The following is a 14,522-nucleotide window of genomic DNA, read 5'->3' on the forward strand; positions in this document are numbered from 1 at the left end:
AACTCATAGCGCCCTAAGATCGCCATCGGCCGAATACTCCTTTTCGAGTCGGATAAGAACAGCCAAATCCGCCGCCAATATTAGGAGAACGATCAACAGTAGCAGCAGGGTGGAACTCTGAACGGATGCGTCCCTTCCGGGCAGCCACTCGCGCGCTGCGATCGCCAGGATCATGGCAACGTTCCGTCCGTAGGGGTGGCGATTCAGCCAATGGATGGATCCGAAGCAGCCACAGTCGACCGAGTCTCTGCTATTCTTCTTGCTAAGAGCAAAGAGGAAAAAGACCAGCATTCCGACGGCGGCCACCTCCTTCCACCGTCCGAACGCGTCATACGCGAAGCCGAACCCGATCGACAGCTCGGCTGCCAACAGGAGAACCGCGGCCGCAACCGCCCATTTTCCTTCGACGATCCGGTAAGACCGGATATTCCGAATAGTATCCCTCGGCGTCCGGATCTTGAAATAGAATGCCGACAAGAACAGGAGCGCGATACCCGCGTCGATGAATAGCCTCAGCATTAGCACTTTCTCCTTCCTCGGTTATTGATTGTGCAACATGTAGCCTCCACCCTTTTTGGTCACGATGTATTTTGGGAAACGCGGGTTTTCCTCGATCTTTTGCCGCAGCTTCTGAATCGTGATATAGACGTTGGAATCCGCGGCGGCGCCATCCCAGATCGAATGGATAAGCTCTTCTCGGTCGATAATTTTCCCGCTTCGCTCGTACAGGAATTGGAACAAGCCGAATTCCCGGCGGCTTAGCTCTACTTCTTTATTTCCCACCTTCACGGTACGAGTGGAGTGAATCAATTGGATTGAGCGGTTAGGGTTGGGACTCTGGCCAGCCAAAGGAACGACCGCTTCGGGTTCCCGATTCTCAGCCAATCGCATCGAAGGTACGTGAACGCTTACAAGATTCTCAACGATCTCAATCTCTTGCAGAGCCAATACGGAGGCGTCTTCCGGGCCTATTCTCTGGCAGATAAGAGTGATGGGGACGGTGTTGGCCTTCCGGAGCGAGAGGCAGATATCCAAGTCGCCTTCCGATAGCGTCGGCCAGAACAAGAGGATGTGTTCGATCGAATGCAACTGGGGATGAGTAAGCTCGTTGCGATGGACGATGGTGACGAGCTGATGACCTTTGAAAACGATTTCGGTCTCGAGCGGCAAAGAACAAGTCCAACATCGCGTCCATAAGAGGATGGCCATTGGAATCTCCCCTTCCCTCAAATGTTTACATCCTAATATTTACATTTACGAGAGATGGAGTCAATCTAGTTGCGGCATTATTAAGACATAATTTAGGGGAAAAAGAAAAATTATGTTCTATAATGCAGGTGATTCGACACACTGCGATAGGGAGGGGATCCGATGATCGATCGGTATATGAAGAAGGTAAAGCCGCCAGTGCTGCAGCGCTTCGAACAGGAGATGCTGAAGCCGGGCGAGCCGCTTCCGGACATGGCGATTCAGGACGAGAACGGAACGGAGAAGAGGTTGCACGATTATATTACGGACCATCTCGTCCTTGTCTTGGGAAGCACGGGCTGCGATCTCTGCGAGCAAACCTTAGAAGTCTTGAACGACTACACGAAGCGCGACGAAGACTTGAACGTCCTTATTCTCATGGATACCCATCCAGCGGCGCGGGACGAGCTGAGGCTAATTTTCGGGGAGCGTGCCCGGATTTGCATCGTCATGCCGCACTTGATGAACCGATATTTGAAAATGCAGTTTTTGCCATTGGCATTCTGCGTGGGAGCGGATGGAACGATTCTGGCGACGCACCCGTTCCTGGACGACGAATCGTTCCAGCAATTGATCGAGCCGATCCGTCCGGCTTCGTTCCCGTCATGACGGCCGGCCGTTCCTTTAACAAGCAGGTTCTGCAAGGAACTTGGAAGTCGTACGGGATTCTGGCAGCCATCGGACTGCTTGTAACCGCGCTCACCTCCTATCAGATCGGAATCACCAAGCGGCTGACGGATGAACTGGTTGCTCTCGCTTCCGAACGGACCCCGTTTCTTTTGCTGGCCGAGCTATGCGCCATGATGATAGGGGCTGCGCTACTTCGTCAATACCAGCAATATCGTCAGAACGGGATTCAGCTTCATATCCAGGCGAACCTGGACCGCCTGTTGGCGTCTTCGATCGAACCGGTCACGATAACCCGAACGGAGACGCCGCGTTTCAAGAACGAATTGAATATCGTCCGGTTCAGCTTCCAATCTCTATCCGGACTTTATTTATCCTTCATGCAGATTACGATAGCGGTCATATCAGTCGGAACCTATACCATTCTGATCTTCAAGCAAGTATGGTACTTGCCTTTCGTTATCTTTTTGCTGAATGCCCCCAAGTGGCTCCAGGAGAAGAGGATGGCCCGCGATCGGTTCGCCTTCACGGTGCGAACGACGGAGCTTGTCCGCGAGAAGACGCTTCTTCAAGATCTGCTGTTCAATCCGTCCTCCTTCGCCGAACAGCTCGTGTTCGCGTCCAAAGCCTTCATTATGGGGAGATGGGGAAAAGCCTACGCCGAGGGGATGAAGCAGGAACAAAGCTTCAACCGAAGGGAGTCCGTACGCAAAACGGGTTACGCCTGCATAGCCGTCTTTGCCCAGGCGACCGTCCAGCTTTTGCTAATCGTCGGAGTCGTACGTCATTCGATCACCATCGGAACCTACGTATCCGTCATCGCCGCCGCGGGAGTGATGGAGGCCTCTTTGATGTCGCTCGCCGCTTACGCCGGGCAGCTTCAACATTTCAAGCTGACGAAGTCGAAGGTAACGGGGTTCCTGACCGAATATATGCGCGAAGGTTCGACCAAAGAGCTGAAGGGGCTTCCGGGCGGAAAGCCTCGTACGATCGAGTTGAAGGACCTGGCGTTCGCTTATCCGGATCGGGAGCGGCCAACGATCCGGCAGGTCTCGCTGCGAATCCGTGCCGGCGAGAGCATCGTGCTGGTAGGCGAGAACGGCTGCGGAAAATCGACACTGGCCAAGTTGATCGCGGGTCTTCATGAAGTGGATTCGGGCATGATCTTTTACGATGGGGAAGATCTCAACCAGCTAGACCGCCGTCGAATCTATGAAGAGGTGTCCATGGTGACGCAGGATTACGTCAACTATCCATTCTCGATCCGCGAATGCGTGACGATGAGCGACGTCCCTGATATCGCCCGATATGAAGAAGTAAGGGGGAAATACCCCTATTTGTTCCCGGAAGGGCTGAACGAGGATAGAGTCGTCGGCCTCGACCGGAGCGGGGCCACGCAGCTATCGGGAGGTCAGTGGCAGAAGCTGGCGATTGCCCGATCGTTGTATAAGGAAGCTGCGGTCGTGGTCTGGGACGAAGCGACGTCGGCGCTGGATCCGGAGACCGAGAGGCGATTGTTCCTCGATCTGATGCGAGAGGATCAGGCGAGAAGCCTGATCGTTATTACGCATAGACTGAATGTCTGCCCTTTATTTTCCAAAGTAGTCGTCATGCAAGAGGGTCGCATTGTGGAGCAAGGCCGGCACGAGGAACTGGTACAGGCGGGCGGCAAGTACCGCCGAATGTTTGATGCTTATTCCATGGAGGAGGCGCGTACTCAGTATGGGAGCGTTTCAACAGCTGTTTAAGTCTATCCAGACCAAGCAATCGGGTCTCGTCCTAACGGAGCCGATTCCGGCCGGGCAACCGTTCCCGGCGGTATTCGAAGGTGGAAAGCGCGAGATTAACTTGGCATTATTCCTATCGCTCACTTGCAGGGAATGCGTTTATTTATTGTCCGATTTGCCTCCGTTCCTGAAGGGCTATTCGGGAGGGATTCGGATGTACATGAAAGGCAGGGAGGAAGAGGTTCGGCAGTTGATCGAGTATTATGAATTCGAGTTCCCGGTATCGGCGATTAAGGAAGAAGAAATGACGGGCGTTTATCGAGTCCCCTCGACTCCGTATCTGTACGCGGTAAATGGCGAAGGGGATGTCGTCGGTTCGGGGAATGTGCATAATGTTGAGGAATTGAAGGAGCGGATCTCTTCTTATTTTCACCTATAACGGATAACCCAAAAAAGGCGAAACTGCGCAAGCTGGAACGCAGGAAAAGCAGCTAACGAATCCCACAAGCGCTATTTGGCCAGAAAAGCGGGATTTTTCGTTCTAACGAACTCCAGCGACGCTATTTCGTTCCGAACCCCCTCTTTTTCCCCGATGAACCCAAATAGCGTCGCGTGGATTCGTTAGAGTTCGAGAATGGGCTGTTTTGAGCGAAATAGCGTCTCCTGGATTCGTTACAGCCCCCGCGAATGGCCTGCTCAATCGATCCCATGACCCATTCGCGTTTAACCCCCGCCTCAGAACCCTGCACGCGGCACGCCAGCAACCTCGCGCGCTCTATCGGCGTCTAAATAGGCAGATGAACCATAGCTGAATTTAGAGGTGTGCCATATGAGCATTCGCAAAAGCAACCGTAAACCGATAGAGTTCGCGATCGTCTCCTCCGTCGCTCTGGCCGCAATCATCGGCTGCTCCATGCTCCCCGTTGCCAAGGCCGAGGTGACGCCAAGCGCCAGGCCAAGCGCCGCGCTAAGCGTCCAAATCTCCAAGCCGTCCGGCATCCGGCTCGTTCTGAACGGCGGGGAGTACGAGCCCAAGTCCGCTCCCCTGCTTTTTAACAACGCCGTCTATCTGCCGTTGAGAGAGATGGGGGAGATGCTGGGCTCCGTCGTCTCGTGGACCGCTTCGACGAAGGTCGTGACGATGACGTATCCGAATCTCGTCGTCAAGCTCGATTACGGATCGAAGAAGGCGACGATCAACGGCAAGGATGTGCCGCTGACGATGCCTCTGCGCTCGGTAAAAGGACAGATCTACGTTCCGCTGCGATTCTTCTCGGAAGCGACGGGCGCGAAGGTGGAGTGGAAGGCCAACCGAACGATCCGCATCGAGAAGAAGGACGAGTACATCCGAGGCGGAGGGGTCAACGTGTCGGCGTGGCTGAACCGCCAGACGAAGGAGCTCTACCTCGCGCACCCGTACGAACGAGCTCCGGTTCCGGTCGGCAAGGTAGACGCCGAGCTGAACGATTGGATATCGGTGGGGGTGGACGTTCACGGATCGGGGATTCAAATGGTGACCGTTACGGACATTTACGGAGAGCCGCACGTCCAGTACGCCGTGAACAGCCTGCTCGTCCGCGACGGCAAGATCGTCAGCCAGAAGAAGGCTTCCTACTTCCAGCGTTACGAACCGAACCTGACCTATTACCAGTACTACGCTCCAAGCGTCCCCGAATGGGTCCAGAACTACGTTCTCACGGACGGCCGAACGGTTACCGTGTTCGACGAGCAGGGCGCCGCGAAGCAGGAATACGACCTGCCTAAGCTAACCGGACAAGACGATACGTACGCGGTTCTGGGCGCCGGACAGAGCTTCCTGGTCGTCCGCCCCAGCAAGACCGGTCTCTTGACGCTGATCGACCTTCGGACCGGCCAATCGACCGTCTTGTGCGACAAGCTGCTGTCGGGGGACGATCTGGAGTACGCCAGGAACAACGACGTTCCGTATCGCGGAGACAATCTCCGGTTCGCCGGGTATTCCGACGACGAAGGAGAGCTGTACTTTGATTACGACAGCCCGCTCGACAGCAAGAGCGATTCGGTTCGGCTGACCTACAGGCGGACGTCGGGGAACTAAGCCGGCGCGCGTCCTAGTACCTATCCTATTCCCCCAAAAAAAGGCGAACCCGCGCTCCTTCGAGCGCAGGTTCGCCTTGCTTGCGTCGCGGGGCCTATCCGCCTCTTACAGGGATTCTCCGTTCAGGTAGTTGTAGAACGGAACGTCCGCCCAGAAGTCGTAATGCTCGACGACGACGGAAGGATCGACCTTCTTGAAGCCGTCGATGACGGCCTGGGACTGCTCCTTCAAGGAGAAGGACTGGGCGTAATAGCGGCCGGCTTCGATCTTGTTGTTCGTGATGAGCTTGTATTCCGGAAGCTCGGTCAGCGAGTAGTACAGCGGCTGCCACCAGGAGCCCGCGATGAGGCCGGCCTGGTGTTCCTTGTTCTTCTTCGCGTAGGCGAGCACGATGTCGTTGAAGCGATCCTTGTCGGCGGCGTTCGCGAATTCGAAGGCGATGTCGTACTCCTTCGCGTATTCGATGTAGTTGCCGTTCGCGATCTGCTTCACTTCGTATTGCTCCGACACGCCGGGGTCGCCCCACTCCTTCAGGTAGACGAAGGCGGACGTCTTCGGCTCGAACTGCACCTTGGCGTCGATGCCTTCGCTGCGCAGCAGGCCGATCAGCTGCAGGGTGTGCGTCAGGTCGGAATGGCCGTAGACGAGGGACAGCGACTCGACGAAGTTCGGGTCGTAGCGGGAGTCCTTCAGGTTGTAGCCCGTAACGAGGTTCTGCTCGAGAGCGGCGTCGACGACCTTCTGCAGCTCCTCCGACTTGATGATGACGTTGCTGTTGTAAGCGTCGGTCAGCTTCGTATAGATGTCCGAATCGCTGACGTAGCCGATGTAATGCTTGAATTGACCCTTGAAAACAAGCGTCTTGCCGATCAGAACGTTCGCGAGATCGACGGAGGCCTTGGCGCCCGGCTTCAGCTCCTCATAATAGGCGGCGGGCACGAGACCCGTGTCGACCGCGGCCGCCAGCTCCTGCGTCGCCTTCAGGCCGAGAGAAGCCGCCGCCTTCCGCAGCGGAAGCTTGGCGAGAGCTTGGGCCGCTTTGGCTTCGGGGTATGTATAGGCCAGCTCTTCGAGGTCCGCCGCCTTAAGGGCGATCTGGATGGCGTTCGCGGCGCCGAGGCGCTCCGAGGCGTTCACGGTGTCGGACGTCAGGACGCCTTGCTGGTACAGCGCTTTGGCGGCGCTATAGTACGGGCTGGACGAAGGCAGGTCCTTGAATTCGACCGCGTCGGCGGTCGGCTCGAGCCGGAGCGACTTCGCCAGGGCGACGAGGAAGTCCCCCTTGGTCGCGTTCGCGGCGAGCGAGAGGCCGAATTTGTCCTGCAGGAAGGCGGCGTATTCCGAAGCCGAGATCTCCCTCGAAGCGGCAGGCACGGCGGACGAGACGGGAATGGCGACGGGGACGGCGACGGCCGGGGCTTCGGCCGCGTGGACGGCGGCGCGTCCCGGGACGAACAACGCGGCGGACAGGGCGGCGGCGAGCAGCAGCTTGCTTAGGCGCGGGGCATGGGATGTCATAAATAGAGCCTCCTTGGAATTATAGGAAATAAATCAGAGTGGATAAGTAGGAGAATAGTAGCACCGCCCGCGCGAACTGTCAATACGCAAAGAAGGGAACCCGCTTTGCGGCGTCGCCGGCCTACCCTCCCGCCGGCTTCCGGAAATCGACATTTGTCAAAAAGAAACGGGTTGGCTATTCTTGACTGTAATCGCATTCTTGCGTGGGAGGCCTCTTATGAATCTCATCCGTTATCCGTGGAAGAAGACCGCCCTGAATCGGCTTATCCTGTCGTTCATCTGCATTCTGCTGCCGATTTACGTGCTCAGCATGATTATTTACAACTGGGGAATCCGCACGCTGCAGGAGGAGATCTCCAAGTCGATGGCTTCGCAGGTGTCGCAGTACGCCTCCGACCTGGAGAAGGAATTCAGCCGCATCCAGGCGCTCCAGTACGATTGCTTGACGGACGACAATTTGAATGCGCTTGCCGCGATTCCGGGGTCCATGAACGACATCGAGAAGGTCCAGCGGATCCTGAACCTTCAGACGCGGCTGAACGCGATCAAGAACAGCAGCGTCTACATCCAGGAAGTGCACGCCTATATCCCGTCGGTTCAGAAGGACATCTCGGCGACGTCGGTCTCGACGCTGGACAAGGAAGAGTTCGACCGGTTCCTCGCGGTGCCGATCTCGTCGGACGCGCAGGTGTTCAAAGTGAACGGCTCCTTGAACATGGTGGCCGCCTATCCGTATCTGCTGCCTTCGAGCAAGCGGGAGCCGATCGTCATTCTGGCGATCGAGCTGTCCGCGGGCAAGCTGAGGAACGCTCTGGACGGCATGCGGAACTCCCCGGAGGAAGGCCTTCTGTTCGATACGACGCCCATTACGATCTCGACGAATCCCGACGCCGCCTTCAACGAGGCGATCGCCGCGCGCATCCATCACGATCCGGCGGCTTCGAACGCCCGAAGCGTCAAGCTGGACGGCCACCGGTATTTGACCGTGCATACGGCTTCCCCTTTTTTCGACGGGACCTTGATCAAGTACGTGCCCGAGAAGGCCGTCTTCCAACCGCTCCAGAAGTTCCGAAGCTGGTTCGTCCTGCTGGCCGCGGTCTCGCTCGCGATCATTCTGTTCTATTCGCTCTACGTTTACAAGTACATTCACAAGCCGCTCGACCGGCTCGTCAAGGCGTTCCGCAAGGTGGAGTTCGGCGACGTCGAAGTGCAGATCGCCCACAGCAACCAGGACGAATTCCAGTATATCTATCGGCGGTTCAACGCCATGCTCGGCAACCTGAAGTCGCTGATCGACCAGGTGTACAAGCAGCAGATTCTGATGCAGAAGGCGGAGCTGAAGCAGCTGCAGTCCCAGATCAATCCGCACTTCCTGTACAACAGCTTCTTCATTCTCAACACGATGGCCCGCCTTGGGGACTACGAGCAGCTCGAGAGATTCACCAACCAGCTCGGCGAATACTTCCAGTTCGTCACGCGGAGCAGCGCCGACGAGGTGCCGCTCGCGAAGGAAGCGAGCCACGCGAAGGTGTACGCCGAGATTCAGGGGATGCGCTTCTACAACCGGGTGGACGTCGACTTCGAGGAGCTGCCCGCCGGGTGGGGACACGTGATGGTTCCGCGTCTGATTCTTCAGCCGCTCATTGAGAACGCTTTCGAGCATGGGCTCGAGAGGAAGGCCGCGAACGGCCTGCTCGGCATTCGCTTCGAGAAGAAGGACGACCTGCTCCTCATTCGCGTGGAGGACAACGGAGACGAGATCGACGACGGCACAATCGAGACATTGAACCGGCTGCTGGACAGCGAGGAGCCGACGGAGACGACGGGCCTTCTGAACATTCACCAGAGAATCCGGCTGAAGTTCGGGCCGCCGAGCGGGCTTCGCTTCGAGCGCAACGAGCGGGGCGGGTTAACCGTGACCGTCACGATCCATTGGGACGAGAGAGGATGAGGAGCATGCTGAGATTGTTAGTGGTGGACGACGAAGCGATTATCGCCGACGGCATGTGCGAGGTGCTGCAGCAGGATTCGGAGCTGGACCTGGATATTTACAAGGCGTATTCCGGCGACGCGGCGGTCCGGCTGTTCGACCGGACGCGGTTCGACATCGTGCTGACGGATATCCGCATGCCCGGCATGGACGGCCTGCAGCTACTGGAGAAGATCCGGGAGCGGTGGCCCAAGTGCAGGGTCATCTTCCTGACCGGCCATCCCGAATTCAATTACGTCTATTCCGCCATTCAATACGACGGGGTCAGCTACCTGCTGAAGACGGAGGGGTACGACAAAGTGCTCCGCACGGTCAAGCAGACGGTGGAGGAGATCGAGACCGAATGGCGCGAGGAGACGCTTCTGCAGGAAGCCCGCGAGCAGACGAAGGTGGCCATGGAGCTGCTGCGCAAGGAGTTCGTGGGCGGCATTCTGAACGAGCAGATCTCCGTGCGGGAGATCGACGGCCGGCAGCTCGAGGAGCTCGGCATTCCGCTGCGGGTCGAGCGGCCGGTGCTGATCCTGCTCGGAAGAGTCGACCAGGCGGCGGAACCGGCGACCTACGCGGAGAAGACGCTGCGGCTCTACCGCATCCGGCTCGTCGCCGAGTCCTATCTGGCCTCGCACGCGTCGCACGTCGCCTTCGCGAACGACAGCCGGGACCTCGTCTGGCTGATCCAGCCGCCGCGGGACCGGGCGTCCGAAGGCCCGGAGGAGGAGCGGAACGGCTGGGAGAAGCTGCTGACGTACTTGAGGGGCACCCTGGAGCTGGTTCAGGCCGCCTGCCGCGAATCGTTCGGCGCGGAGCTGTCGTTCGTGCTCGACGACAGCCCGGTCGATTGGACGGGCGCCGCGGAGCGCTACGCCGAGCTGAACATGCTGATGAACTACCGGATCGGGCAGGCTTCGGGCATGCTGCTGCTGGACCGGCAGGCGCTCGGGCGGGAGCTTCGCGAGGAGGGCGACAAGCGGGAGCCGCGGATCCGGGCGTCCAAGCTCGAATTGCTGGCGGAGCATCTGGAGCACGGCCGCCAGGCGGAGTTCTTCCGCGCGCTGGAGGAGGCCGCCGGCGGCCTGCGGGAGCTGGATACGATGCACCACGCTCCCGCGCAGGAATGGTACTATTCGGTCGCCCTCGTCTATCTGTCCTACATGAACCGCTGGCGCCTGGTGGAACGGACCGCCGCAGCCGTGGGCCTGCACAAGCTGATGCAGCCGGGAGAGCACGAATCGTGGCCGGAGGCGATCGCCTACCTGAAGCGGGTCGGCGAATCGTTGTTCCGCCTCCAGAACCAGGAGGAAGAGAGAAGGGCGCATTCGGTCGTCGCCACGATCCAGCAGCATATCCAGGACCACCTGCACGACCCGGACGAGATCTCGCTCGTTCGGCTGGCGGAGCTGGCTTACTTCAACCCTTCGTACCTGTCCCGGCTGTTCAAGCAGGTGACGGGGGAGAACCTGTCCGAGTTCGTCGCCTCGGCGCGCATGGCCAAGGCCAAGCGGCTGCTGGGCAATCCCGATCTGAAAATCCAGGAGGTGGCCGAGCGCGTCGGGTACGGCACGGCGACCAACTTCACGCGCTCCTTCCGCCGGGCGACGACGATGACGCCGCAGGAGTACCGGGCGTCGCTGCTCAATAAGTAAACCGCGGATCGGAATGTCAAGTGATGAATATTGTTCGCCCCCTTGTAAGCGTTTAACATTAAAAGTGCAAAAGGGCCCTCATGACAATGAAGACAAGGGGAGGAACTATGGGAATCAAACGCAAATCGAAAGCGGCGGCGGCGCTCGGAATGGCCGGCCTGCTCGTTCTCGCGGCATGCGGATCCAATAACGACAACCAAGAGAACGGGAACGCATCGCCTTCGGCCGGCTCGTCGCCGTCCGCGTCCGCTTCGCAGCCGCCGGCCGATCCGGCCGCCAAATACGACCCGCCCATCGACGTTACCGCATGGCGCTATACGGAGTCGAGCTATAAATACGAGAACGGCGATACGATCGAGAACAACGTGTATACCAAAGCCTACGCGAGCGATCTGGGCATCAACCTGAAGTATCAATGGACGGTTCCGGTCGAGCAGTTCGAGCAGAAGCTGAACGTCTCGATCGCGGCCGGCGACTTGCCGGACATCATGTGGCTGACGAACAAGCAGCTGACGGATCTGGCCGACAACGACCTGCTGTATGATCTGACCGACCTGTACGAGCAATACGCGACGCCGCTCACCAAGAGCATTCTGCAGCAGGACCAGAAGGCGTTCGACACCGCCAAGATCGACGGCAGGCTGATGGCGATTCCGAAGACGGCATCCGCCGTAGACGGGCTTCCGGTGCTGCACGTCCGGACGGATTGGCTCGAGAAGCTGGGGCTTCCGGAGCCGAAGACGATGCAGGACGTCCTGAACATCGCGGAGGCGTTCGTCACGAAGGATCCGGACGGCAACAACAAGGCCGACACGATCGGCCTGGGATTGACGAAGTCGTTCCTGACGGACAATCACTTCGGCACGTCGGGCTTCTTCTCCGGCTTCCACGCCTACCCGCAGAAGTGGGTGAAGGACGAATCGGGCGGCCTGGTCTACGGCAGCATTCAGCCGGGCGTCAAAGCCGGTCTGCAGATGCTTCAGGACATGTACAAGAAGGGCCTGCTGGATAAGGAGTTCGGCGTCAAGGACCGCGCCAAGGTCACCGAATCGGTGGCCAGCGGCAAGCTCGGCATGTTCTACGGCGGCATGTCCGCTCCGGGCTCCGTCATCCAGGACAACGTGACGAACGATCCGAACGCGGAATGGAAGTCGTTCCAGATCGTGTCCGCCGACGAAGTGAAGGCGACGCCGATCGGCAAGGTGCCGGTGCAGCTGTACTACGCGGTCAGCAAGAAGAGCAAGCATCCGGAAGCGATCATGAAGCTGCTTAACTTCAGCATGGAAGGCTTCGCTCCGGACGCCCCGGCGAATTCGCCGTTCGGCATCAGCCCGACCGGAGTGCCCGTCTACCTGTACAACCTGATCGGGCCGGAGCCGGCGATGAAGAACCTGAACGCGCACCACAACATCGTGCAAGCGTTGAGCTCGAACGATCCTTCCAAGCTGTCGTCGGAAGAGAAGGGCTACTACGACCGGATCGTCAAATTCAACGGCGGCGACCGCAAAGAATGGGGACAGGCGCGCATCTTCGGCACGCCGAGCACCTTCGACGTCATCGACCAGTACGTCAAAGACGACAATTACATCCTCGACGCCTTCTACGGCGGATCGACGCCGACGATGGTCGAGAAGCTCGCTTCCCTCCAGAAGATGGAGGAAGAAGTGTTCACCAAGATCATCATGGGTCAATCCCTCGATACCTTCGATAAGTTCGTCGCGGACTGGAAGAAGCTCGGCGGCGACGACATCACCCAGGAAGTCAACGAATGGGCCAAGAAGCAGTAACAAGCGAAGGCACGCGGCTTTAACGGAGATGGGGAAAGCGGGCAACCGGCTTTCCCCATCGTTATTCAAGGAGCCATTCACGGAGGTGCGATCATGCGCAAGAAATGGCAGGAGATTCCCCTGCACGTCATGCTGTTGCCGGGCGTACTGCTCACCCTTATCTTCAGCTACATCCCGATCGCCGGCATCGCGATCGCGTTCCAGAAGTTCCAGCCGGCCAAGGGGATCTTCCACTCCAAGTGGGTCGGGTGGGACAACTTCCAATATATGCTGGACATGCCGAACTTCGCGAGCGTGTTATGGAACACGGTATTTATCGCCGTGATGAAGATCGTCGCCGGCCTGGTCATCCCGATCGTCGTCGCGCTGCTGCTTAACGAAGTGGCCGGCGCTTGGTTCAAGCGGACGGTCCAGACGATCATTTATTTTCCCCACTTCCTGTCCTGGGTCATTCTGGGCGGCATCATGATCGACGTGCTGTCCCCGGCGAACGGCATCGTCAACCAGTTCCTCGGCCTGTTCGGCATCGAGCCGATCTTCTTCCTGGGCAACGAGAACTGGTTCCCGTTCACGCTGGTCGCCACGGACACCTGGAAGCACTTCGGGTACAGCACCATCATCTATCTGGCCGCGCTCACGGGCATCGACCAGCATCTGTACGAAGCCGCCACCGTCGACGGAGCGGGCCGCTGGAAGCAGACGCTGTACGTGACGCTGCCCGGGCTGCTGCCCATCATCACGCTGATGACGGTGCTGAGCCTCGGGAACGTCCTGAACGCCGGCTTCGAGCAGGTGTTCAATCTGTACAGCCCGATGGTCTACAGCACGGGCGATATTATCGATACGCTCGTCTACCGGATCGGCATGGTCGAATCGCAATACGGGGTCGCCACCGCGGTCGGACTGTTCAAGTCGGTCATCTCGTTCGGCCTGATCGTCCTGTCGAACCGGCTGGCCAGCCGTTATGCCGGCTACAGGGTCTTTTAGAGGAAGGAGGAAAACCGTGCAGAAGCTAACCGCGGGACGCAAGACGTTCCTTATAACCAATTATGTCGTGCTCACGATCGCCGCCTTGCTGTGCATCCTGCCGCTGATCAACGTGCTCGCGATCTCCTTCAGCTCCAAGAGCGCGGCCGCCGCCGGATTCGTGAAGCTGTGGCCGGTCGACTTCACGTTGTCGTCCTACAAATACGCGCTGTCGAAGCACGAATTCCTGGACGGGTTCGTCGTCTCGCTCAAGCGGGTCGCGCTCGGATACGCCGTCAACATGCTGCTGACGATCCTGACGGCGTACCCGCTCAGCAAGGAGAGATCGTCGCTTCGTTCCCGTCATTACTACGCCTGGTTCTTCATCGTGACGATGCTGTTCAACGGCGGCTTGATCCCGACGTACATGACGATCAAGGAAGCCGGGCTGCTGGATTCGATCTGGTCGCTCGTGCTGCCGGGAGCCGTGCCGGTGTTCAACGTCATCCTGCTCATGAACTTCTTCCGCGAGCTGCCGAAGGAGATCGAAGAGGCCGCGTTCATGGACGGGGCCGGCCATTGGCGGGTTCTGTGGCGCATCTACTGCCCGCTGTCGCTGCCCGCCATCGCGACGATCACGCTGTTCACGCTGGTCGCGCACTGGAACTCCTGGTTCGACGGCCTGATCTATATGAACTCGACATCGAACTATCCGTTGCAGAGCTATCTGCAGACGATTATTGTCACGTCCGATCTGAACGCGGTCGCGTCGAACGATCTGCTGGTCACCGAGGTGTCGGACCGGACGTTCAAGGCGGCGCAGGTGTTCCTGGCGGCGCTGCCGGTGCTGGTCGTGTATCCGTTCCTTCAGAAGTTCTTCATGAAGGGGCTCGTCATGGGCAGCGTCAAGGGCTGATCGGTTCCGGTCGGCGAAAAAAA

Annotated in this window: 12 protein-coding genes; 9 read left to right on the top strand and 3 right to left on the bottom strand. The window is 58.5% G+C overall.

The features are described 5' to 3' along the window. Positions 1-3 precede the first annotated feature (3 nt). Positions 4-519: a MauE/DoxX family redox-associated membrane protein gene (locus H7B90_RS22765; RefSeq protein WP_185138194.1), complete on the bottom strand. Its 516-nt coding sequence runs from the start codon at positions 517-519 to the stop codon at positions 4-6. 21 nt (positions 520-540) lie between these two features. Beyond that, positions 541-1,209: a winged helix family transcriptional regulator gene (locus H7B90_RS22770; RefSeq protein ID WP_185138195.1), complete on the bottom strand. Its 669-nt coding sequence runs from the start codon at positions 1,207-1,209 to the stop codon at positions 541-543. A gap of 162 nt (positions 1,210-1,371) precedes the next feature. Here H7B90_RS22770 and H7B90_RS33115 point away from each other — a divergent pair, with 162 nt between their 5' ends. The 4 genes from H7B90_RS33115 (at position 1,372) to H7B90_RS22785 (ending at position 5,679) form a co-directional block, all read left to right on the top strand. Beyond that, the gene (locus H7B90_RS33115; protein ID WP_246578755.1) at positions 1,372-1,857 is read left to right on the top strand and encodes a TlpA family protein disulfide reductase; all 486 of its coding nucleotides are present in this window, start codon (positions 1,372-1,374) and stop codon (positions 1,855-1,857) included. 950 nt (positions 1,858-2,807) lie between these two features. After that, the gene (locus tag H7B90_RS33120; protein ID WP_246578758.1) at positions 2,808-3,623 is read left to right on the top strand and encodes an ATP-binding cassette domain-containing protein; all 816 of its coding nucleotides are present in this window, start codon (positions 2,808-2,810) and stop codon (positions 3,621-3,623) included. Then, entirely contained in the window at positions 3,598-4,041 is a 444-nt protein-coding gene (locus H7B90_RS22780; protein WP_185138197.1) for a thioredoxin family protein, read from the top strand. Before H7B90_RS33120 ends, H7B90_RS22780 begins: the two co-directional genes overlap by 26 nt. A gap of 390 nt (positions 4,042-4,431) precedes the next feature. Continuing rightward, positions 4,432-5,679 carry a copper amine oxidase N-terminal domain-containing protein gene (locus H7B90_RS22785; RefSeq protein WP_185138198.1) on the top strand — a complete coding sequence of 416 codons (1,248 nt, stop codon included), beginning with the start codon at positions 4,432-4,434 and terminating at the stop codon, positions 5,677-5,679. 105 nt (positions 5,680-5,784) lie between these two features. On the opposite strand, the gene H7B90_RS22790 is transcribed toward H7B90_RS22785, so the two are convergent. After that, positions 5,785-7,197 (bottom strand): hypothetical protein, encoded by a 1,413-nt coding sequence (locus H7B90_RS22790; RefSeq protein WP_185138199.1) that lies wholly within the window; start codon positions 7,195-7,197, stop codon positions 5,785-5,787. 217 nt (positions 7,198-7,414) lie between these two features. Here H7B90_RS22790 and H7B90_RS22795 point away from each other — a divergent pair, with 217 nt between their 5' ends. The 5 genes from H7B90_RS22795 (at position 7,415) to H7B90_RS22815 (ending at position 14,499) form a co-directional block, all read left to right on the top strand. Beyond that, positions 7,415-9,148 carry a sensor histidine kinase gene (locus H7B90_RS22795; protein ID WP_185138200.1) on the top strand — a complete coding sequence of 578 codons (1,734 nt, stop codon included), beginning with the start codon at positions 7,415-7,417 and terminating at the stop codon, positions 9,146-9,148. 5 nt (positions 9,149-9,153) lie between these two features. Beyond that, positions 9,154-10,830, top strand: coding sequence for a response regulator (locus tag H7B90_RS22800; protein WP_185138201.1), 1,677 nt, complete (start codon positions 9,154-9,156; stop codon positions 10,828-10,830). Between the two features lie 107 nt (positions 10,831-10,937). Then, the gene (locus tag H7B90_RS22805) at positions 10,938-12,617 is read left to right on the top strand and encodes an extracellular solute-binding protein (protein WP_185138202.1); all 1,680 of its coding nucleotides are present in this window, start codon (positions 10,938-10,940) and stop codon (positions 12,615-12,617) included. Positions 12,618-12,710: 93 nt separating this feature from the next. Continuing rightward, positions 12,711-13,604, top strand: coding sequence for an ABC transporter permease (locus tag H7B90_RS22810; RefSeq protein WP_185138203.1), 894 nt, complete (start codon positions 12,711-12,713; stop codon positions 13,602-13,604). Continuing rightward, positions 13,582-14,499, top strand: a complete 918-nt coding sequence (locus tag H7B90_RS22815; protein ID WP_185138204.1) for a carbohydrate ABC transporter permease — start codon at positions 13,582-13,584, stop codon at positions 14,497-14,499. Before H7B90_RS22810 ends, H7B90_RS22815 begins: the two co-directional genes overlap by 23 nt. Positions 14,500-14,522 lie beyond the last annotated feature (23 nt).

Origin of the sequence: Cohnella xylanilytica, assembly GCF_014212175.1 — a bacterium.
In the GTDB taxonomy this organism is placed as follows: domain Bacteria; phylum Bacillota; class Bacilli; order Paenibacillales; family Paenibacillaceae; genus Cohnella; species Cohnella xylanilytica.